The sequence below is a fragment of the Cellulomonas sp. Marseille-Q8402 genome, assembly GCF_965119525.1.
Genome location: NZ_CBCPLX010000002.1, coordinates 1,399,876 through 1,418,597, shown reverse-complemented (window position 1 = coordinate 1,418,597; position 18,722 = coordinate 1,399,876). Strand labels below are relative to the sequence as shown.

The window sequence follows — 18,722 nt, the reverse complement described above, 5'->3', positions numbered from 1 at the left end:
CACGCGTCAGTCCGCCGCGCGCAGCGACGACAGGATCAGCGCCGCCGACGGCTGCGTCGGGTCCGGGTTCGCGTACGGGTCGTCCTCGCCCGGCCAGCCGACGTAGCTGCGGGTGTTGTACTCGCCGATGAACGGGCGGGTGCCGATCGGGATCGCCGGGACCTCGTCCACGAAGATCCGCTGCACCGTCTCCAGCGCGGCGGTGCGGGCGACGTCGTCGGTGGCCGACGCGTAGGCGTCGAGCGCCGCGGTGGCCTCCGGCGAGTCGAACCGGCCGAAGTTGAAGTCCGCGACCTCGCCCAGCGGCATGAGCCAGCGGCCGTCCATGATGTCGCTGTACAGGTCGTACGGCGTGGCGCCGGTGTCGGTCCAGTGCAGGATCGCCTGGAAGTCGCCCTCGCCCTTCGCGGCCCACCAGGAGTCGGAGTCGGGGGTGTCGAGGGTGGCCTCGACGCCGAGCTCGGCGGCGGCGTCCGCGATCAGGCTGATGCCGGTCACGTAGTCGCTCCAGCCCTGCGGCACGGACAGCGTGAAGGTGACGGGCTCGCCGTCGGGGTCGACCAGGGCCTCGCCCACGCCGGTGTAGCCCGCGTCCTCCAGCAGCTCGGTGGCGGCGTCGAGGTCGACCGCGTACTCCTCGCCGCTGTACTCGTCGGCGATGAACGGGTCGCCGGCCGGCGTCGGCAGGCCGGTGACGGAGGTGAGCTCCGGCACGCCGCCCTCGCGCGCGATCGCCTGGTGCTTCTCCCGGTCGACGACCAGGTTCAGCGCCTGCCGGAACGCGACGTCGTCGAACGGCTTGGTCTGCGTGTTGAGGAACAGCGCGTCGATGCCGAGCCCCGCGGCGGCCCAGTAGGTGTTGGCGTCGTCCTTGGACAGGTAGGCCGAGTCGACGTTCGGGATGAACGCCTGCGCCCAGTCCGCGTCGCCGTTCGCCAGGGCCGTGGTGAGCGCGGTGTTGTCGTTGTACGACACGTAGTAGAGCGTCGGCACGGCGAGCTCGCCGCCCCAGTAGTCGTCGCGCGCGGTCAGCTCGACCGACTGGGAGGTGAACTGGCTCAGCACGTAGGGCCCGGTGCCGACCGGCTCGAGGTTCTCGTAGGTGGCGGGGTCGTCGACGGCCTCCCAGACGTGCTGCGGGACGACGTACTTGTGCACGACCTTGTCCTGCTTGACGTACATCGAGGACCCGAACGTCACCGTGACGGTGTTCCCGTCGAGGGTGACGTCCTGGATGCCCAGCGCCGCGTTGTCCAGCTCGGGGTTGTCCTTGAGCAGGTTGAACGTGAACTGGATGTCGCCGGCGGTGAACTCCTCGCCGTCGTTCCAGGTGACGCCCTCGCGCGCCGTGAACGTGACGGCCGTGTAGTCGTCGTTCCACGCGATGTCCTCGGCGAGCCACGGCGTGACGTCCGCCGACGGGTCCACCAGGTTGACGACGCCCAGCGGCTCGAGGATCGCGTTGATGTAGCCGAGCTTGAGGCCGGACGAGTCGCCGACCCAGGGGTTGTTCGACTCGGTCGCGATGGCGCCGTCGGGCTTGGCCACGGTCAGCGCCGCGCCACCGCCGCCGGAGGTCGAGGCACCGTCGCCGGCGTCGTCCCCTCCCCCGGAGCACGCGGTCAGCGCCAGGGCCGTGGCCAGGCCCAGCGCGATGGCAGGAGTCTTCACCCTCATCGATCTCTCCTTCGAGACGGGGGACGGCGCGGCAGGCAGCCGCGACGGTGCGGGGGTCGAGCGGATCCTCAGCCGGGGGCGTGCGGCGCCTGCCGGGACCACGACGTCCCGGGCGGCTGCCTCGCGCATCGCCTGATGACGGGGACCTTACTACACTGTCAGTAAGTTCCAAGGGCCGTGATCAAGTCGTGACGTCCCACCGGTGGTGGGACCGCTCCCGGTTAGGATCGGCGCGTCCACCCCGCCCCCGGGGCGACCCGTGCGGCACGAGGAAGTGAGGCAGCCATGAGCACCAGGCGCTCGCCGCGTGCGCGGCCGGAGACGGTCGCGAAGCGCGCGGAGATCCTGCGGGCCGCGACCGCCACCTTCGGCTCCCGCGGGTACAACAAGGGCCCGCTGACCGAGATCGCCGACCAGGTCGGCATGACGCACGCGGGGATCCTGCACCACTTCGGGTCCAAGGACCAGCTCCTCCTCGAGGTGCTGCGGTACCGCGACGAGTCCGACGTCGAGGACTTCGAGAACCAGCGCATCCCCGACGGCGTCGAGCTGTTCCGGCACCTGGTCCGGACCGCGTTCGCCAACGAGGGCCGGCCCGGCATCGTGCAGGCCTACGCCGTGCTGTCCGCCGAGTCCGTCACCGACGACCACCCGGGCCGCGGCTACTTCGAGGACCGGTACCGCACCTTGCGCGGCGAGATCCACGCGGCGTTCGAGGTCGTGTGCGCCGAGCACGGCGTGACCGTCCCGGCGACCGTCGACCGCGCGGCGGCAGCCATCCTCGCGGTGATGGACGGGCTGCAGGTGCAGTGGCTGCTCGCACCGGACGACGTGGAGCTCGCGGAAACCAGCGCGTTCGCCATCGAGGCTCTGGTCAACGCGGTGCTCGCACCGCGGCCCTCGCCCCTCGGCGAGGCCCGCACGGCGGCCGGCGCGTGAACCTCACCCCGGCCGCCGGGAACAACCACGGCGTCCCGGACGTCGTTGAGGCATGACGTCACCGACCCCCGCCGGCGCCGGCGACGACCTCGCGGCCGAGATCGCCGCGGGCGAGCGCACCGACACCGGCGCCCACCGCGCGCTGGCGCGGCTGCGCGCGCGGCTCGACAGCCGGCCGTGGCTGCGGCTCACCTACAAGGTCGTCGTGACCGTCGTCGGCGTCACGGTGATCGCGATCGGCATCGCGCTGCTGGTCCTGCCCGGGCCGGGCTGGTTGATGATCTTCCTGGGGCTCGGCATCCTCGGGACGGAGTTCCCGGCGGTGCGCCGGCTCACCGACCGGCTCAAGGCGCTGGTCATGCGCGTGTGGCACGGCTGGCGGGAGCGCCGGGCCCGCAGGGCCGCGCAGCGAGGCTGACCCGCGTCAGCCTGCCTCGTTGCCGCACGCCTCCGACGCGTCCGCGACCGGGTTCTGCGCCTCGAGGCGGTTCTCCGGGTCGAGCGCGCCGAGGATGGCCAGCGCGATGCCGTCCAGCTGCGCCACCTGCTCGGGGCTCAGCCGGTCGACCACCAGGCGGCGGACCTCCCCCACGTGCGACGGCGCCGTGGCGACCACCTTGCGCCACCCCTCCTCGGTGAGCGACGCCAGCGTCGCGCGGCGGTCGTCCTCCGACCGGGTCCGCGTGAGGTAGCCGCGCGCCTCGAGCCGCGCCGCGACGTGCGACAGGCGCGGGAGCGTGGCGTTGGTGCTCGCGGCGAGGCCGCTCATCCGCAGCGTCCGGTCGGCCGCCTCGGAGAGCTTGGCGAGCACCAGGTAGTCGTAGTGCGACAGGTCGGCGTCGCGCTGCAGCTGGTGGTCGAGCGCGGCCGGCAGCAGCTCCGCGACCGCCTCCAGGCGCATCCAGGCCTGCAGCTCGCGCGCGCTGAGCCAGCGGGGGTCGTCGGTCATGCGCCCATCCTAGCCATTGGTTGACGCTTCAACCCCATGCGCGTACGTTGCTTGTCGGGACAAGCGTTCTCGACGGAGGAGCGGGCATGACCAGCAGCGTGACCATCATCGGGGCGGGCACCATCGGCGGGGCGGTGGCGCGTCTGGCGCTGCAGGCAGGCGCGCAGGTGCAGGTGCTCACCCGCGACCCTGCGAAGGCCGCCGCCGTCGACGCTGCCGTGACCCCCGGCACGGTGGGCGACCCGGTGACGGGCGACGTCGTCGTCCTCGCCCTCCCCTACGGCGCGCTCGAGGAGGTCGTCGGCCGGTACCCGGACGGGTTCGCCGGCCGCGTCGTCGTGGACGTCACCAACCCGGTGGACTTCGCCACGTTCGACGGGCTGGTGGTGCCCGCGGGCTCCTCCGCGGCCGCCGAGCTCGCCGCGCGCCTCCCGGACGCCCGGGTGCTCAAGGCGTTCAACACCACGTTCGCCGCGACCCTCGCCACCGGCACCGTCGGCCCGCTGCCGACCACCGTGCTGATCGCGGGCGACGACGCCGACGCGAAGGCGGCGCTGGCCGAGGTCGTCGAAGGTGGCGGCCTGCGTGCCGTCGACGCCGGCTCGCTGCGGCGCGCGCACGAGCTCGAGGCGCTCGGCTTCCTGCAGCTCACCCTCGCCGCGGGCGAGAAGACCTCGTGGACCACCGGGTTCGCGCTCGCGCGGTGACCGTGACGATCGACCCCGCGGCGGTCCGGTCCGCGCGCACCGGACCGGCCACCGCGGGCGCCCCGCTGCTCGTCCTGCTGCACGGCTACGGGTCCCACGAGGGCGACCTGCTGGGCCTCGCGCCGCACCTGCCCGCGGGGCTGCGGCTCGCGGCACCGCGCGCGCCGCTGACGGGCGGGCCGGGGTTCGCGTGGGCGCCGCTCGCCGCTCCCGGACGGCCCGACCCCGCTCCGGTGCGCGCCGCCGCGTCGGCGCTCGCCACCTGGCTCGACGCGGTCGCCGAGCCCGGGACGCGCGTGGGGCTGCTCGGGTTCTCCCAGGGCGGTCTCATGGCGACGCAGCTGCTGCGGCTGCGTCCGGAGCGGTTCGCCGCGGCCGTGGTGCTGTCCGGGTTCAGCCTCGGCGCCGACGAGCCCGGCGACCCGGCGCTGGCCGCCCGGCGGGTGCCGGTGCTGTTCGGGCACGGCGACGCGGACGCGGTCATCCCGCCGGACGCGACGGCGCGCACCAGCGCCTGGCTCGCGGCGCACACCGACGTCGAGGAGCACGCCTACCCCGGCCTCGGCCACGGCATCTCTGCGCCGGTGCTGGACGACGTGCGGGCGTTCCTGGCGCGGACGCTGCCGGCGGCGGGCTGAGGCGGCAGCAGCGGTCAGGTCCGATATTCGCGTGACCCGGGGTGCGGGCGCTGCCAGTCTGAGGATCACCGCGGTGCGTCCCGGGGCCCGGCCAGGCCCCACCCCCAGCGTCACGCAGAGGACCCACCACCATGCACCCCGCCCTCACCTACGACCTGATCCAGGCCGACCACCGCGAGCGCATCGAGACCGCCCGGCTGCTGTCCCGGCACCTCGCCCGGCCCGCGACGGTCAGACCCGGCGCCGAGCGCCGGGGACGACCCCCGGAACGGAACCGGCTGCCGCGCCTGCGGCTGCTGCTCGTGGCGACCACCACGGTCGGCGCGACCCGGTGACCCGCACCGCCCGGGACGACGAGCCCGCCGGACCACCGTCCGGCGGGCTCACCCGTACCCTGGGCGGGTGAGCACCCTGAACAACGGCAACGGCAGCGCCGACCGGATCGTGTGGATCGATTGCGAGATGACCGGCCTGGACGCCGTCCGGGACGCGCTCGTCGAGGTCGCCGCCGTCGTGACCGACTCCGAGCTCAACGTGCTGGGCGACGGCGTCGACGTCGTCATCGCCCCGCCCGCCGAGGCGCTGACCCAGATGGGCGACTTCGTCCGCACCATGCACACCACCTCCGGGCTGCTCGAGGCGCTCGCCGAGGGCACCACGCTCGCCGACGCGCAGGCGCAGGTGCTCGCGTACGTCCGCCAGTGGGTCCCGGACCCGGGCAAGGCGCCGCTCGCCGGCAACTCCGTCGGCACCGACAAGGTGTTCCTCGACCGCGACATGCCCGAGCTGGTCGAGCACCTGCACTACCGGGTGATCGACGTCTCCTCGATCAAGGAGCTGGCCCGCCGCTGGTACCCGCGCGTCTACTTCGCGTCCCCGCAGAAGAACGGCGGCCACCGCGCGCTGGCCGACATCCTGGAGAGCATCGACGAGCTCCGGTACTACCGCGCCGCCCTCCTGGTGCCCCAGCCCGGCCCCGACTCCAAGGCCGCGAAGGCCGTCGCCGCGCAGATCGAGGCCACCTCCGTGGCCGCCGCGCACCGGGAGTCGACCGCCACGTCCTGAGGACCCCCGGGGACCCGGTATGCTTGACGACGGTCCTGGTCCTCCAGGGTCGCGTGGTGGCTATAGCTCAGGTGGTAGAGCGCCTGGTTGTGGTCCAGGAGGTCGCGGGTTCAAGTCCCGTTAGCCACCCCAGCAGAACGGCCGCCGTACCCCCCGGGTACGGCGGCCGTTCTCGTCCCCGCGAGCAGGGCGCGGCCGCCGGCCCGGGGCGCAGGCGTCAGAGGCGGCGGACGACGGCGTCGGCGAAGCGGTCGACGGCCTCCGGCGCCTGCGCGAAGAAGAAGCTCGGCTCGATCAGCTCGAGCTCCAGCACGACCGGGTTGCCCTCGTCGTCCGGGATCAGGTCCACCCGGGTGTAGGCCAGGGGCTCCTCGACGCCGGGGAGCAGCTGCGGCAGCGCGTCGACCACCCGCTGGCCGAGCGCGAGCTCGGCCTCGGACGCGTCGCGCGACGTCATGACCTCCTCCTTGTAGAGGACGCCGTCCATCGTGCCCTCGCGGTACGGGCCCTCCAGCAGCGGCGCCTTGCGCACGGCGTGGCTCAGCCGGCCGTCGAAGTAGACGAGCGCCGTCTCCCCCACCGTGTCGACCTGCTTGAGGTAGCGCTGCACCATGACGTGCCGGCCCTCGTTGAGCAGGTTCTTGACGTGCGTGATCGCGAGCGCGCGCGACGGGGTCTGGCCCGCGTCGTACCGGCCGGTGTCGCGCGAGCCGGCGCTGACCGTCGGCTTGATCACGAAGTCGCCGAACGCCGGGAACCGGGTGTGGATGGCGCGCGCGTTGAAGTTGCGGGCGGGGTCCATCCAGATGGTCGGCACGATCGGCAGGCCCGCGGCCTCCATGGCGCGCTGGTAGGTCTTGTCGATGTTCCAGGTCAGCGCCTGCGCCGGGTTGATGAGGCGCGAGGACTGGCTGACGCGCTGGGCCCACCAGCGGAAGTCCCGCGGGTGCTCGGTGTAGTCCCAGGTGGAGCGGACCACGACGGCGTCGTAGGACGACCAGTCGACGTCGGCGGAGTTCCACACGGGCGACTCGACCTCCAGGCCGCGCTCCTGGAGGGCCCCGACCAGCGGGGCGTCGTCCGGGTCGAGGTCCGGCAGGGCGGCGCAGGTGGCGAGGGCGATGCGAGTGGTCACCCTGGGCACACTACCCACGCGCCCCGCCCGGTGGCGCGGTTCAGACGACGGGAGCGGTCCGCGCGGAGTCCACGCCGGCGCGGTCCTGGGCGCCGTCGACCAGCCGGTGCAGCGCGGCGAGCAGGCCCGGGGCGTCGAGCTCGCCGACCACCTCCGCGCCCTCCCGCACGAGCACCCGGCCCGACGGCTCGGCGGCCAGCGCGGCGAACGCGGCGTCGAGCGGGTCGCCGAGGCGCAGCGTCGGGTCACCGGTGACGGTGCCGGTCACGGCGCGCAGGTCGCGCCGCTCGACGGTGCCCAGCGCGAGCAGCCGGACCGCCGCGCCGGTGCCGACGAGGTCCGCGACGGCGGGGCTCGCGGGGGCCGCCAGCAGCCGCACCGGGTCGGACAGCTGCTCCAGGTGCCCGCCCCGGCTGAGCACGGCGACGCGGTCCGCCAGGCGGACGGCCTCGTCGACGTCGTGCGTGACGAGCATCACGGTGGTGCCGAGCTCGGCGCGGATGCGCCGGAACTCCGCCTGCAGCCGGCGCCGCCCGACGGGGTCGACGGCGCCGAACGGCTCGTCCATCAGCAGCACGGGCGGGTCGGTGGCCAGGGCGCGGGCCACGCCGACCCGCTGCCGCTCGCCGCCGGAGAGCTCGTGCGGGTACCGCTTGGCGTACCGGTCGGGTGCGAGCCCGACCAGCTCCAGCAGCTCGCCGGTGCGGGTGCGGGTACGGGCGCGGTCCCAGCCCAGCAGCCGCGGCACGGTCCCGACGTTCTGCTCCACCGTGCGGTGCGGGAACAGGCCGACGTTCTGGATGACGTAGCCGATGCGGCGGCGCAGCGCCACGGCGTCGACCTCGGTGACGTCGTCGCCGTCCAGGAGGATCCGGCCCGACGTCGGCTCGACCAGGCGGTTGGCCATCCGGAGCGTCGTGGACTTGCCGCAGCCGGAGGGGCCGACGAGCGCGAGCAGCTCGTGCTCCTGCACCTCGAGCGACAGGTCGCCGACCGCGACGGTCCCGTCGGGGTACGCCTTGCGGACGTGGTCGAAGGCGATCGCGGTGGCCATGGCCACGACCGTACCCGCGCCGTCCGACAGCCGCCGTCCCGCGACGGCGGGTGCGGCCCGTCCCGGACCGGGCACCCGCCGGCGGCCCTGCGCGTGTCGGTGGACGACGGTAGCGTCCTGGCGGTGACCACAGCCCTGACCTCCGCGACCGCCGCGGGCGACCTCGCGAGCGACGTCGCGGCGGCCGCCGCGGCTGCGGGCGGTGGCGCGGCGGCCAACCCCTGGTTGTCGTGGGACTACGTCCAGCGCAACTGGGCGGACATCTCCCGCGCGCTCGAGCAGCACGCGACCCTCACGGTGCAGGCGGTGCTGATCGCGATCGCCGTCGCCCTCCCGCTGGGCATGCTCGCCCACCTCCGCCCGCGCCTGGCGGCACCGATCGTCGGCACCACCGGCGTGCTCTACACGATCCCGTCGCTCGCCCTGTTCACGGTCCTGGTCCCGTTCACGGGGATCGGCCGGACGCCGGTGCTGATCGGCCTGGTCGTCTACGCGCTGCTGGTGCTGACCCGCAACGTGCTGGTCGGCCTCGACGGCGTCGACGAGAGCGTCCGCGACGCCGCGCGGGGGCTCGGCTACGGCCGCCTGCGCCTGCTGCTGACCGTCGAGCTGCCCAACGCGGTGCCGGCCATCGTCGCGGGCGTCCGGCTGGCGACCGTGACCACGGTGGCGCTGGTGACCGTCGGGGTCGTCGTCGGCTACGGCGGGCTGGGCACGCTGATGTTCCGCGGCTTCCGCAACAACAAGTACCACGCGGAGATCCTCACGGCGACGCTGCTCTGCCTGGCGCTGGCGCTGGTGCTCGACCTGCTGCTCTGGCTCGTCGGTCGCGCCGTGACGCCGTGGGCCCGCGGACGGGAGGCCTGACGTGGACGTGCTGCAGGAGGCCGTCGCCTGGCTCAACGACCCGCTCAACTGGACCGGCCGGGACGGCGTCGTCGCGCTGACCGGCGAGCACCTGCGCCTGAGCGCGCTGGCGGTGCTGCTCGCGGCCGTGGTCGCGCTGCCCGCCGGGATCGCGCTCGGGCACCGGCGGCGCGGCGGTGTCGTCACCGTGGTGCTGGCCAACACCTCGCGGGCGCTGCCGACCTTCGCGCTCCTGACCATCTTCGCGGCGACCGGCCTGTTCGGCGCGACCGCCACGGTGCTCGCCGTCGCCGTCTTCGCCGTGCCGCCGATCCTCAGCAACACCTTCACCGGCCTGATGGACGTCGACGCCGACGTGCGGGACGCGGCGCGCGGCGTCGGCATGTCGGGCGGACGGTCGCTGGCGCTGGTGGAGCTGCCGCTGGCGCTGCCGCTGATCGGCGCGGGCCTCCGCACGGCGGTGACCCAGGTGCTCGCGACGGTGCCGCTCGCCGCGCTGGTGGGCGGCCGGAGCCTCGGCTCGATCATCGTCGAGGGCATGGCGCTGCAGCGGTACGGCCAGGTGGTCGCGGGCGCCGTGCTCGTCGCCGGGCTCTGCCTGGTGGTGGAGGGCGTGCTCGCCCTGGTGCAGCGCGCCCTCACCCCCGCCCCGATGCGCGCGACGAGCTCGCTGCGCCGCCGGCGGGCGGGGGCGGGCACCTCGTCGCCCGAGCCCGACGCCACCGCACCGGCGGGAGGCGACGACGTCATCGTGACCCGATCGTGACAGCGGCACCCCGCCCCGGGGCTTGCCGAGCCCGGAGACCGCCGGTCGAATGGTCGACGGCCCCCACCTGCGCCCATCCGCGCGCGCACCCGCACCGAACACCGTGTGCCAGCCCCGAGAACAGAGGACACCGCGCATGAACGCACGTCGAACCACCCTCACCGCAGCGGCCTCCGGCCTCCTGCTCCTGCTCGCGGCGTGCGGCGACCCGGGCTCGGGTGGCGGCACGGCGGACCCCACCTCCGCGGGCGATGCGAGCGGCACCGTCTGCGAGCCCGTCGCCGGCGACCAGCTGGTCGTGCTCGAGGACGACCAGGGGCTCCAGAACGCCGACAACGTGATCCCCGCGGTGAACGCCGAGGCCGCCGCCGCGGACCCCGCGCTGATCCCGCTGCTGAACTCCGTGTCCGAGGCGCTCGACACCGACAAGCTGATCCAGCTGAACAAGTCCGTCGACATCGACCGGCAGACCTCCACCGAGGCCGCGGCCCGGTTCGTCGAGGACGAGGGCCTGGCGGCCTCGGGCGGCGGCGCGGGCACCGGCCGCAGCGTCGTCATCGGCGCCGCGAACTTCTCCGAGAGCGCCACGCTGTCCGAGATCTACGCGGCCGTGCTGCGCTCCGCCGGGTACACCGCCGAGGTGCAGACGATCGGCAACCGCGAGACGTACCTGCCGGCGCTGCAGAGCGGCCAGATCACACTCACGCCGGAGTACGCGGCGACGCTGGCCGAGTTCCTCAACACCTCGGCCAACGGTGCGGACGCCGCGCCGGTCGCGAGCGGCGACGTCGACGCGACGGTCGAGGCGCTGACGACGCTCGGCGGCGACGCCGGCCTCACCTTCGGGGAGGTCTCCGCGGCCCAGGACCAGAACGCGTTCGCGGTGACGTCGGCGTTCGCCGAGGAGCACGACGTCACGACGCTGTCCGACCTCGCCACGGCGTGCGACGGCGGCGTGGTGCTGGCCGGCCCGGCCGAGTGCCCCGAGCGTCCGTTCTGCCAGGTCGGCCTCGAGGAGACCTACGGCATCACGGTCAGCGAGTTCGCCTCGTACGACTTCGGCCTGATCGGTGACGCCGTGCGCCAGGGCGAGGCGTCGATCGGCCTGGTCCTGTCCAGCGACGGCTCGCTCGCGAGCTGACACCGGCAGCACGACGGGGCGGGTCCGTCACGGACCCGCCCCGTCGTCGTGCGGCCTACAGGCCGGCCGTCTCCAGCAGCCGCAGCCACACCTCGCTGACGGTCGGGTACGCCGGCACGGCGTGCCACAGCCGGTCCAGCGGCACCTCGCCCGTGACGGCGATCGTCGCGGCCTGGAGCAGCTCGGCGGCGTCCGGCCCGGTGAACGTGGCGCCGACGACCACGCCGCGGTCCTCGTCGAGCACGACCTGCGCGGTCCCGCTGTAGCCGTCGGCGGCGACCGACGCCCCCGCGACGGACCCGATCGGGTAGGACACCGCCCGCACCCGCAGCCCGGCCGCGCGCGCCTGCTCCTCGCTGCGGCCGACCCACGCGACCTCGGGCCGGGTGAACACCACCTGCGGCACGGCGACGTGGTCCGCCGAGGCGCGGTACCGCGACCACGGCGCGGTGTCGCGCTCGGCGTCCGCGGCGCCGGCCGCCTCGTCGCCCGTCGAGAACCGCGCGGCCACGACGTCCCCGACGACGCGGGCGTCGTACTTGCCCTGGTGCGTCGTCGCGGTGCGCCCGGTGACGTCCCCGACGGCGAACAACCAGCCGTCGGCCACCCCGGTGGCCTGCAGCGCGTCGTCGACCGCGACCGGCTGCCCCGGCTCCAGGCCGACGGTCTCGAGCCCGAGCGCGGTCGTCCGCGGCTGCCGCCCGGTGGCGACGAGGACCTCGTCCGCGTGCAGCTCGTCGGCGCCCTGCGGGCCGTCCACGGTCAGGTGCACGCCGGACTCGTCGCGGGACACCCGGGTGGCGGACGTCCCGAACCGCAGGTCGACGCCGAGGTCGCGCAGACCGGCCGCGACCTCCTCGGCGGCGAACGGCTCGGCGCCGGTCAGCACCCGGTCGCCGCGGACCAGCAACGTGACCTCCGCGCCCAGGTCGCGGTACGCCACCGCCATCTCGACGCCCACGACGCCGCCCCCGAGGACCACGAGCCGCGACGGGACGTCCTTCACGGCCGTGGCCTCGCGGGAGGTCCACGGCTGCGCCTCCGCCAGCCCCGGGATGCCGGGGATCACCGGCTCGCTGCCGGTCGCCACGACGACGGCGTGCCGGGCGATCACCCGGGTGTCGCCCTCGTCGGACTCCACGAGCAGCTCCTTCGGGCCGGTGAACCGGGCGGTGCCGCGCAGCAGGCCGATGCCCGCCGAGTCGAGCCACTCGACCTGCCCGTGGTCGTCCCAGTGCGAGGTGAACTCGTCGCGCCGGGCCAGGACCGCGGCGGGGTCGAGGGTGCCCTGCACCAGCTCGGCGGCGCCCGGGACCGCCCGGGCCGCCGCCAGGACGGCGCCGGGCCGCAGCAGCGCCTTGGACGGCATGCACGCCCAGTACGAGCACTCACCGCCCACCAGCTCGTGCTCGACGACCAGGACCGACAGCCCGAGCCGCCCCGCCCGGTCCGCTGCGTTCTCCCCCACCGCGCCCGCGCCCACGACCACCACGTCGTAGGTCACCGTCCCGGTGTCCGTCTGCAGGGTGTCCTCGGTCATGCGTCGCTCCGTCCTCCCAGGTGGCACGCGGGTGCGCGACCTCCCCCATCGTGGCCCCTCGGGGACCCGTCGGCAGAGCGGCACCCGCGCGCCGCGGGTCGACAGGTGTGACGTGGGCGTCACTCCACCGGGGCATGAAGGCTGTCACCTTCGACCGGCTATCAGGTGAATTGAGCGGTTTGCCCCGCTGGCGGCGGGTGAAAGTCCCGGATCGGCGGCGTGGAGCCCCGGGACCGGTGGGACCTTGGACGCATGAACGAGGACCTCTGGCGCGTGGACGTGACGGACGCCGACATCCGCGCCGCCAAGCGCGCGTGGATCGCCGCGCGCGACGGCGACGGTCCCGACGCCGCGGTCGACCGCCGGTACGACGAGCTGCGCATGCTCGTCCACGCCCAGGCCCAGCAGATCGCCGACCTGGTCCGCGCCCGCGCCGCCGCCCGCCGCCTGGCCCCCGAGGCGGACTGAGCCCGGGTCAGTACCGGAAGCGCGACACCTGCCCGCGCAGGTCCTCCGACATCCGCGCCAGCTCGGCCACGGCGGTGCCCATCTGGTTGAGCGTCTGCGACGACTCGCTCGCCGCCGACGCGACGCCGGTGATGTTCGTCGCGATCTCGCCGGAGCCCGTGGCGGCCTCGGCCACCGAGCGGGACATCTCGTTGGTCGTGGCGGTCTGCTCCTCCACGGCCGACGCGATGGTCAGCTGGTAGTCGTTGATGCTCGCGATGATCTGGGAGATCTCCCCGATCGCCTGCACCGCACCGGTGGTGTCGCCCTGGATCGCCTCGACCCGGCGCGCGATGTCCTCGGTCGCCTTGGCGGTCTCCTGCGCCAGCTCCTTGACCTCGCCGGCGACGACGGCGAAGCCCTTGCCGGCCTCCCCGGCGCGCGCGGCCTCGATCGTGGCGTTCAGCGCCAGCAGGTTCGTCTGCTCGGCGATCGAGGTGATCACCTTCACGACGTTGCCGATCTCCTGGCTCGACGCACCCAGCCGCGCCACCTGGTCGTTCGTGACCGCCGCGGCGTCGGTGGCCTGGTGCGCCACCTTGGCCGCCTGGGACGCGTTCTGGGCGATCTCGCGGATGGAAGCACCCATCTCCTCGGCACCCGCGGCCACGGTCTGCACGTTGCGGGACACCTGCTCGGCGGCGGCGGCCACCACCCCGGCCTGCGCCGAGGTCTCGTCCGAGCCCGCCACGACCTGGTGCGACGCGGCGGACAGCTCCTCGGCGGCGGCGGCGACGGTCTGCGCCGTCTCGACCACGCCGCTCATCAGCGACCGGAGCGAGTCCTGCGCCTCGTTCAGCGAGCCGGCCATGCGGCCGAGCTCGTCGCGGGAGTCGAGGTCCACGGCCACGGTGAGGTCGCCGTCGCCCATGCTCTGCACCGTGCGCTGCACCGTCGCGAGGTCGCGCACGATCCGGCGCACCAGCACCACGCCGAGCGCCCCGGCCACGAGCACGCCGGCCAGGCCGATGCCGATCATCTGGACCCCCGCCGCGTTCGCGCTCGCCGAGGCGTCCGCGACGCCCTCCGACGCCTGGGCCGACACCGAGTCCGTCAGCGCCTGCAGCGCGTCCCCGATCTCCGTCGTGGTCCCCCGGACCTGCTCGGCGTAGGCGTCGTGGTAGGCGACGGCGCCCTGGTCGGCCAGCGGCTCGATGGCGTCCGCGGCCTCCTGGTAGCGGGCGTAGGCGTCCTCCAGCGCCGCGTAGGCGGCGTCGTCGAGCACGTAGGGCGCGTAGTCGGCCACGTTCTGCAGCGCGTCCGCGTCGAACCCGGCCCGCTGCTCGGCGATCTCGGCGCGGTCCTCCGGTGTGACCATCCCGTACTCGAGCACCCGCGACCGGCTCGCCTGGAACCAGCGCTGCGTGTTCACCAGGTAGGTCTGCGGCTCGATCGCCTCGCGTCCCAGCCGGTCGATCGACGACTCGAGGGTGCTCAGGCGGGCGATGCCCAGCGCGGCGACCGCCACGACGACGACCGCCAGGACGCCGAGCACGGCGCCGATGCGGGCACCGACCGGCAGGTCGGCGACCAGCCGGCGGGAGCGGGGGGTCGATCGGTCGGCGGCAGCGGGCATGCGGGGACTCCGTCCGTGCAGGGGGTGGGGCGGGCACGTCGTGGCCCACCGACCGCATCGGACGGCTGCGCGGCGCCCTGAGGCGACCGCTCGGGTGAAAGGTGCGACCTTTGGAGCCCGGAGGCTCAGGGCCGGACGTCGAGCCGCGGGAGCAGGCCGGTGACCTCGAGCACCGTCTCCACCACCGGGGCGACGCCGCGCACGACCAGGGTCTCGCCCGACGGCTCCAGCCCCACCACCAGGCCGGCGAGCAGCCCGACCGCCGAGGAGTCGGCGAAGGTCACGGCGGACATGTCGACGGTGCGCACCGCCCGCAGGAAGGTCGCCAGGTCGGCACCCCGGCGGCTGCCAGCGCCGAACTCGTCCCGCAGCCGCTCGATCACGGCGACGTCGACCTCGCCGCTCATCCGGAGCAGGCTCGGGTCGGCGTCGTCGACCCGCACGCTGCCGGTCTCGGGCACGTCGGTGGCGGCTGCGTCCTGGGGCACCCTGCCAGTATGCGGCCCGCCCGCCGCCGGTGTCCGGTGAACCGGCGACGCCGACGACGCCGACGACGCCGACGACCTGGCGGGCAGCCCGCGCATTCCGGCGCAAAGCGGCCGCGGGAGCGCCCGTCGGGGTCCGCGCCATCCGCCCCCGTGCACGACGAAGGCCCCCGACCGGCGTTTCCGCTGGTCGGGGGCCTTCTGCTGTGCGCCATCAGGGACTCGAACCCCGAACCCGCTGATTAAGAGTCAGCTGCTCTGCCAATTGAGCTAATGGCGCGCGAGAAAGAACGTTAGCACCCTCTGCGGGCGGATGCGAACCAGATCCGCCCGCAGAGCCGCCGCAGTGGCGGACGTCACGCCGTCGGGCTGGTCTCCGCCGCGTCGGGGTCGGCCGGCACGTCGTCCTCCGGGGTCGGCTCGGCGGCCGCGCCGTCGGCGTCGCCCTCCCACCAGGCGTCGTCGGGAAGCCCCTCGGCCTGCAGGATCGCCTCGGACCGGGGCTCCGCCACCGCCAGGTCGGCCAGCAGCGTCAGCGGGACGTGCTCCGCCAGGAGGTCCATCACGGCACCCGCCGCGTCCTCGTCCACCTCGCGCGAGCCCGGCTCTGCCGTCTGCATCTCGTCGTCCACCACGGCACTCCCCCGGTCGTTCCTGACTTCAGGAGAACACCCGCCCGCAGGCGGTGCAAGGCAGCACGCCGAGGGCGAACACGCGGCCCCGCCGAACGGGGGAAGCGCCTTCTCAGAGGTACAGGCCGGTGCCCTGGCCGCCGTCGCGCGGGGCCGCCACGGCGTGCACGTCCTTCTCCCGCAGGAGCAGGTAGGTCTGCGCCTCGAGCTCGACCTCGGCACGCTCGTCGGGGTCGAACAGCACCCGGTCACCGACCGTCACCTGGCGCACGTGCTGCCCCGCGGCGACCACCGCACCCCACGTGAGCCGCTTGCCGACCGCGGCGGTCGCGGGGATCACGATGCCGGCGGTGGACCGGCGCTCGGACGCGTCCTGGTCCAGCTGCACCAGGAGGCGGTCGTTCAGCATCCGGATCGGCAGCTCGGGTCGGGACGCGGGGTTCTCGGGTCGGGGTGCGCTCACCCGGCCGACCGTACCGCCCGGGCGTCGTACGCTGACGGCGCCCGTCCTCGTCCGACCCCACCCGCAGGAGTACCCGATGCCCCGCCTCGCCGTCGGCGACACCGCCCCCGACTTCACCCTGCCCACCGCCGACGGCGGCTCGGTGACGCTGTCGGACCTGCGCGGCGAGCACGTCGTCGTCTACTTCTACCCCGCCGCCGGCACGCCCGGCTGCACCAAGCAGGCCTGCGACTTCCGCGACTCGCTCGCGTCGCTGCAGGGCCGGGGCTACCGCGTGGTGGGCGTGTCCCCCGACGGCGTCGCGAAGCTGGCCGCGTTCGCCGAGGAGGAGGCGCTGACCTTCCCGCTGGCCTCGGACCCCGAGAAGTCCGTGCTGGAGGCCTGGGGCGCGTGGGGCGAGAAGACGCTCTACGGCAAGACCGTCACCGGCGTCATCCGCTCGACGGTCGTCGTCGCACCCGACGGCACCGTGGAGCTCGCGCAGTACAACGTCAAGGCCACCGGCCACGTCGCCAAGCTGCGGCGCGACCTCGGCATCGACTGACCGGCAGGGCCCCCGGCACGAGGACGCCGGGGCACGCGGGAGTGGTGAAACGGCAGCCACGCCAGGTTTAGGTCCTGGTGCCCGAGAGGGCGTGCGGGTTCGAGTCCCGCCTCCCGCACCGACGTGCGCCCGGCTTTCACCCGCCCGGAGCGCTCACCACCCGGATGCGCCGGCCGATGGGACCCGTCCGGGTGAGCCCGGCGGCGTTCCGCTCAGCACGCCGCGTCCCGGGACGACCGGTACCCCGGGACGTGACGCGTCCCGCGCGGGCGACGACGGCTGCGCCTGCGCGACGAGAGGCCGACGATGACGGCGACCACGGACGACCGGACCGGGACGGCGGCGCGCGTGCCGCACCGAGCGGGCGGGCTGCCCGACGTCCCGCGGCAGCGCACCGCGCCCGGGTCCGGCGCCGGGCTCCGGGCGGGCGGCCGCCGCGGGCTGGGCTTCATGGGCAAGATCATGCTCACCGTGTCGGCCGCGCTGATGATGGTCGTCCTGCTGGGCCTGATCGCCGTCGGTGCCCTGCGGTCGGCGACCTCCACGACCCAGGCCATGGTCGACGACCACGTCGCGGGCATGTCGCTGGCCAGCGCGATCCGCTCCGAGCTCGGCGTGGCGCAGAAGCTCGGTGCCGACATGCGCGCGGCGGAGCAGAACGGCGACCCGTTCAAGGCCGACGGCCTGGCCGGGCAGCGGGACGACGCCGCCGACGAGGCGCTGGCCCGGCTGGCCGACTACGTGGCGCTCCCGGACCGGAGCCCGGAGCAGGAGACCGCCGCCGAGGCGGTGCGCGCCGCGCTCAGCACGTTCCAGGGGCTCGCGGGGTCCAGCAGCGGCGCCGACACCGCCGCCCAGGCCGCCGCCGACCGGATCGACGACCTGATCGCGGTGGAGGCGGACGCCGCCGCCCGGGCGGGGCGGTCCGCCGCCGCGTCCGGCGACCGGAGCGTGCTGCTGGTGCTGGCCGCCCTCGTGGTGGCCGCCGTGGTGCCCGCGGTGGTCGGCGTGCTCGTCGCGCGGCGGCTGAGCCGTCGCCTGGAGCGCGTGTCGCAGGCCGCGCAAGCCCTGGCGGGCGGCGACCTCACCGTGCGCAGCGACGTCACCGGGACGGACGAGATCGGCCGCACGGCGGCGGCGCTCGACGCCGCAGCCGCAGCGCTGCAGGAGACCGTGACCGGCATCGTCGTCACGGCCCGGGCGGTCGCGGACGCGGCGGGCACGCTCGACGCCTCCACGCAGCGGGTGGTCGCGGGCTCCGACCGGACGTCCGAGCAGGCCGGCGTCGTCGCGTCCGCGGCGGGGCAGGTGAACCGCGACGTGCAGACCGTCGCCGCCGGCGCGGAGGAGATGGGCGCGTCCATCCGGCAGATCGCGCAGAACGCGTCCGAGGCGGCGCAGGTCGCCGCCCGGGCCACCGAGGCCGCCGCCACGACGAACGAGCAGGTGACCCGGCTCGGCGCCTCGTCGGCGGAGATCGGGAACGTCGTCAAGGTGATCACGAGCATCGCCGAGCAGACCAACCTGCTCGCGCTCAACGCCACGATCGAGGCGGCCCGGGCCGGCGAGGCCGGCAAGGGCTTCGCCGTGGTGGCCGGGGAGGTCAAGGAGCTCGCCTCGGAGACGGCCCGCGCCACGGACGACATCGCCCGCCGCGTCGAGGCCATCCAGGCGGACACCGAGGGGGCGGTCGCGGCCATCGCCGAGATCGGGCAGATCATCGCCCGGATCGACGACTACCAGACCACCATCGCGTCGGCCGTCGAGGAGCAGACGGCGACGACCGCGGAGATGTCGCGCTCGGTGCAGGACGCCGCGTCCGGGTCGGGCGAGATCGCGCAGACCATCACCGGGGTGGCCGAGTCGGCGGCGAGCAGCACCGCCGTGCTGGGCGAGATGAGCGCGGCCGTCACGGAGCTGGCCCGGACGGCGGACGAGCTGCGCGAGCGCGTCGCGCAGTTCCGCCACTAGGCCGTCCGGGACGCGACGACGCCCCCGCACGCTGCTGCGTGCGGGGGCGTCGTGATGCGGTGGGGG

Annotated in this window: 21 protein-coding genes and 3 tRNA genes; 14 read left to right on the top strand and 10 right to left on the bottom strand. The window is 74.7% G+C overall.

The features are described from left to right. Positions 1 to 6: 6 nt before the first annotated feature. The gene (locus ACWPWW_RS17510) at positions 7 to 1,677 is read right to left on the bottom strand and encodes an ABC transporter substrate-binding protein (protein ID WP_454051601.1); all 1,671 of its coding nucleotides are present in this window, start codon (positions 1,675 to 1,677) and stop codon (positions 7 to 9) included. Between the two features lie 285 nt (positions 1,678 to 1,962). Between ACWPWW_RS17510 and ACWPWW_RS17505 the strand changes: the two genes are divergently transcribed. Beyond that, positions 1,963 to 2,616: a TetR/AcrR family transcriptional regulator gene (locus ACWPWW_RS17505; RefSeq protein ID WP_454051600.1), complete on the top strand. Its 654-nt coding sequence runs from the start codon at positions 1,963 to 1,965 to the stop codon at positions 2,614 to 2,616. A 52-nt stretch (positions 2,617 to 2,668) separates the two neighbouring features. Continuing rightward, complete coding sequence (locus tag ACWPWW_RS17500) at positions 2,669 to 3,034, top strand: PGPGW domain-containing protein (protein WP_454051599.1); 366 nt, start codon at positions 2,669 to 2,671, stop codon at positions 3,032 to 3,034. A 6-nt stretch (positions 3,035 to 3,040) separates the two neighbouring features. On the opposite strand, the gene ACWPWW_RS17495 is transcribed toward ACWPWW_RS17500, so the two are convergent. After that, on the bottom strand, positions 3,041 to 3,565 hold the full coding sequence (locus tag ACWPWW_RS17495) for a MarR family winged helix-turn-helix transcriptional regulator (RefSeq protein WP_454051598.1): 525 nt from the start codon (positions 3,563 to 3,565) through the stop codon (positions 3,041 to 3,043). Positions 3,566 to 3,651: 86 nt separating this feature from the next. Here ACWPWW_RS17495 and ACWPWW_RS17490 point away from each other — a divergent pair, with 86 nt between their 5' ends. The 5 genes from ACWPWW_RS17490 to ACWPWW_RS17470 all read left to right on the top strand — a co-directional run bounded on the left by ACWPWW_RS17490 (position 3,652) and on the right by ACWPWW_RS17470 (position 6,107). Then, positions 3,652 to 4,272, top strand: coding sequence for an NADPH-dependent F420 reductase (locus tag ACWPWW_RS17490; RefSeq protein WP_454051597.1), 621 nt, complete (start codon positions 3,652 to 3,654; stop codon positions 4,270 to 4,272). A 2-nt stretch (positions 4,273 to 4,274) separates the two neighbouring features. Next, entirely contained in the window at positions 4,275 to 4,910 is a 636-nt protein-coding gene (locus tag ACWPWW_RS17485; RefSeq protein WP_454051596.1) for an alpha/beta hydrolase, read from the top strand. Positions 4,911 to 5,041: 131 nt separating this feature from the next. Next, complete coding sequence (locus tag ACWPWW_RS17480; RefSeq protein ID WP_454051595.1) at positions 5,042 to 5,245, top strand: hypothetical protein; 204 nt, start codon at positions 5,042 to 5,044, stop codon at positions 5,243 to 5,245. 127 nt (positions 5,246 to 5,372) lie between these two features. After that, a complete protein-coding gene (gene orn / locus ACWPWW_RS17475) occupies positions 5,373 to 5,975 on the top strand; it encodes an oligoribonuclease (protein ID WP_454051859.1) in 603 nt (200 codons plus the stop codon). A 56-nt stretch (positions 5,976 to 6,031) separates the two neighbouring features. Continuing rightward, a tRNA-His gene (locus ACWPWW_RS17470) sits at positions 6,032 to 6,107 on the top strand. 85 nt (positions 6,108 to 6,192) lie between these two features. Here the strand turns inward: ACWPWW_RS17470 and ACWPWW_RS17465 are convergent. Continuing rightward, complete coding sequence (locus tag ACWPWW_RS17465) at positions 6,193 to 7,110, bottom strand: ATP-grasp domain-containing protein (RefSeq protein WP_454051594.1); 918 nt, start codon at positions 7,108 to 7,110, stop codon at positions 6,193 to 6,195. A 40-nt stretch (positions 7,111 to 7,150) separates the two neighbouring features. Then, a complete protein-coding gene (locus ACWPWW_RS17460; protein WP_454051593.1) occupies positions 7,151 to 8,164 on the bottom strand; it encodes an ABC transporter ATP-binding protein in 1,014 nt (337 codons plus the stop codon). Positions 8,165 to 8,389: 225 nt separating this feature from the next. Between ACWPWW_RS17460 and ACWPWW_RS17455 the strand changes: the two genes are divergently transcribed. The 3 genes from ACWPWW_RS17455 (at position 8,390) to ACWPWW_RS17445 (ending at position 10,938) form a co-directional block, all read left to right on the top strand. After that, positions 8,390 to 9,031 (top strand): ABC transporter permease, encoded by a 642-nt coding sequence (locus ACWPWW_RS17455; RefSeq protein WP_454051858.1) that lies wholly within the window; start codon positions 8,390 to 8,392, stop codon positions 9,029 to 9,031. 1 nt (position 9,032) lies between these two features. After that, on the top strand, positions 9,033 to 9,797 hold the full coding sequence (locus ACWPWW_RS17450) for an ABC transporter permease (protein WP_454051592.1): 765 nt from the start codon (positions 9,033 to 9,035) through the stop codon (positions 9,795 to 9,797). Positions 9,798 to 9,933: 136 nt separating this feature from the next. Continuing rightward, complete coding sequence (locus ACWPWW_RS17445; RefSeq protein ID WP_454051591.1) at positions 9,934 to 10,938, top strand: glycine betaine ABC transporter substrate-binding protein; 1,005 nt, start codon at positions 9,934 to 9,936, stop codon at positions 10,936 to 10,938. A 55-nt stretch (positions 10,939 to 10,993) separates the two neighbouring features. Here the strand turns inward: ACWPWW_RS17445 and ACWPWW_RS17440 are convergent, their stop codons facing one another. Further along, positions 10,994 to 12,478, bottom strand: coding sequence for a dihydrolipoyl dehydrogenase family protein (locus ACWPWW_RS17440; RefSeq protein WP_454051590.1), 1,485 nt, complete (start codon positions 12,476 to 12,478; stop codon positions 10,994 to 10,996). Between the two features lie 252 nt (positions 12,479 to 12,730). On the opposite strand from ACWPWW_RS17440, the gene ACWPWW_RS17435 reads away from it, so the two are divergent. Then, on the top strand, positions 12,731 to 12,946 hold the full coding sequence (locus ACWPWW_RS17435; protein WP_454051589.1) for a hypothetical protein: 216 nt from the start codon (positions 12,731 to 12,733) through the stop codon (positions 12,944 to 12,946). Between the two features lie 7 nt (positions 12,947 to 12,953). Here the strand turns inward: ACWPWW_RS17435 and ACWPWW_RS17430 are convergent, their stop codons facing one another. The 5 genes from ACWPWW_RS17430 to ACWPWW_RS17410 all read right to left on the bottom strand — a co-directional run bounded on the left by ACWPWW_RS17430 (position 12,954) and on the right by ACWPWW_RS17410 (position 16,087). Then, positions 12,954 to 14,561, bottom strand: coding sequence for a methyl-accepting chemotaxis protein (locus ACWPWW_RS17430; protein ID WP_454051588.1), 1,608 nt, complete (start codon positions 14,559 to 14,561; stop codon positions 12,954 to 12,956). A gap of 125 nt (positions 14,562 to 14,686) precedes the next feature. After that, positions 14,687 to 15,049 (bottom strand): STAS domain-containing protein, encoded by a 363-nt coding sequence (locus ACWPWW_RS17425; protein WP_454051587.1) that lies wholly within the window; start codon positions 15,047 to 15,049, stop codon positions 14,687 to 14,689. Between the two features lie 204 nt (positions 15,050 to 15,253). Then, a tRNA-Lys gene (locus tag ACWPWW_RS17420) sits at positions 15,254 to 15,326 on the bottom strand. Positions 15,327 to 15,402: 76 nt separating this feature from the next. Continuing rightward, complete coding sequence (locus ACWPWW_RS17415; protein ID WP_454051586.1) at positions 15,403 to 15,678, bottom strand: hypothetical protein; 276 nt, start codon at positions 15,676 to 15,678, stop codon at positions 15,403 to 15,405. 112 nt (positions 15,679 to 15,790) lie between these two features. Further along, positions 15,791 to 16,087 carry a GroES family chaperonin gene (locus ACWPWW_RS17410; protein WP_454051857.1) on the bottom strand — a complete coding sequence of 99 codons (297 nt, stop codon included), beginning with the start codon at positions 16,085 to 16,087 and terminating at the stop codon, positions 15,791 to 15,793. 130 nt (positions 16,088 to 16,217) lie between these two features. On the opposite strand from ACWPWW_RS17410, the gene bcp reads away from it, so the two are divergent. The 3 genes from bcp (at position 16,218) to ACWPWW_RS17395 (ending at position 18,656) form a co-directional block, all read left to right on the top strand. Continuing rightward, a complete protein-coding gene (gene bcp / locus ACWPWW_RS17405; protein ID WP_454051585.1) occupies positions 16,218 to 16,685 on the top strand; it encodes a thioredoxin-dependent thiol peroxidase in 468 nt (155 codons plus the stop codon). A 35-nt stretch (positions 16,686 to 16,720) separates the two neighbouring features. After that, positions 16,721 to 16,803, top strand: a tRNA-Leu gene (locus ACWPWW_RS17400). 188 nt (positions 16,804 to 16,991) lie between these two features. Then, complete coding sequence (locus ACWPWW_RS17395; RefSeq protein WP_454051584.1) at positions 16,992 to 18,656, top strand: methyl-accepting chemotaxis protein; 1,665 nt, start codon at positions 16,992 to 16,994, stop codon at positions 18,654 to 18,656. Positions 18,657 to 18,722: the final 66 nt, after the last annotated feature.

Excerpts from the sequence above, each read along its gene's own strand:
- ACWPWW_RS17510 (WP_454051601.1), bottom strand. The coding sequence starts at position 1,677 with ATGAGGGTGAAGACTCCTGCCATCGCGCTGGGCCTGGCCACGGCCCTG.
- ACWPWW_RS17505 (WP_454051600.1), top strand. The coding sequence starts at position 1,963 with ATGAGCACCAGGCGCTCGCCGCGTGCGCGGCCGGAGACGGTCGCGAAG.
- ACWPWW_RS17500 (WP_454051599.1), top strand. The coding sequence starts at position 2,669 with ATGACGTCACCGACCCCCGCCGGCGCCGGCGACGACCTCGCGGCCGAG.
- ACWPWW_RS17495 (WP_454051598.1), bottom strand. The coding sequence starts at position 3,565 with ATGACCGACGACCCCCGCTGGCTCAGCGCGCGCGAGCTGCAGGCCTGG.
- ACWPWW_RS17490 (WP_454051597.1), top strand. The coding sequence starts at position 3,652 with ATGACCAGCAGCGTGACCATCATCGGGGCGGGCACCATCGGCGGGGCG.
- ACWPWW_RS17480 (WP_454051595.1), top strand. The coding sequence starts at position 5,042 with ATGCACCCCGCCCTCACCTACGACCTGATCCAGGCCGACCACCGCGAG.
- orn (WP_454051859.1), top strand. The coding sequence starts at position 5,373 with ATGACCGGCCTGGACGCCGTCCGGGACGCGCTCGTCGAGGTCGCCGCC.
- ACWPWW_RS17460 (WP_454051593.1), bottom strand. The coding sequence starts at position 8,164 with ATGGCCACCGCGATCGCCTTCGACCACGTCCGCAAGGCGTACCCCGAC.
- ACWPWW_RS17445 (WP_454051591.1), top strand. The coding sequence starts at position 9,934 with ATGAACGCACGTCGAACCACCCTCACCGCAGCGGCCTCCGGCCTCCTG.
- ACWPWW_RS17440 (WP_454051590.1), bottom strand. The coding sequence starts at position 12,478 with ATGACCGAGGACACCCTGCAGACGGACACCGGGACGGTGACCTACGAC.
- ACWPWW_RS17435 (WP_454051589.1), top strand. The coding sequence starts at position 12,731 with ATGAACGAGGACCTCTGGCGCGTGGACGTGACGGACGCCGACATCCGC.
- ACWPWW_RS17430 (WP_454051588.1), bottom strand. The coding sequence starts at position 14,561 with ATGCCCGCTGCCGCCGACCGATCGACCCCCCGCTCCCGCCGGCTGGTC.
- ACWPWW_RS17410 (WP_454051857.1), bottom strand. The coding sequence starts at position 16,087 with ATGCTGAACGACCGCCTCCTGGTGCAGCTGGACCAGGACGCGTCCGAG.
- bcp (WP_454051585.1), top strand. The coding sequence starts at position 16,218 with ATGCCCCGCCTCGCCGTCGGCGACACCGCCCCCGACTTCACCCTGCCC.
- ACWPWW_RS17395 (WP_454051584.1), top strand. The coding sequence starts at position 16,992 with ATGACGGCGACCACGGACGACCGGACCGGGACGGCGGCGCGCGTGCCG.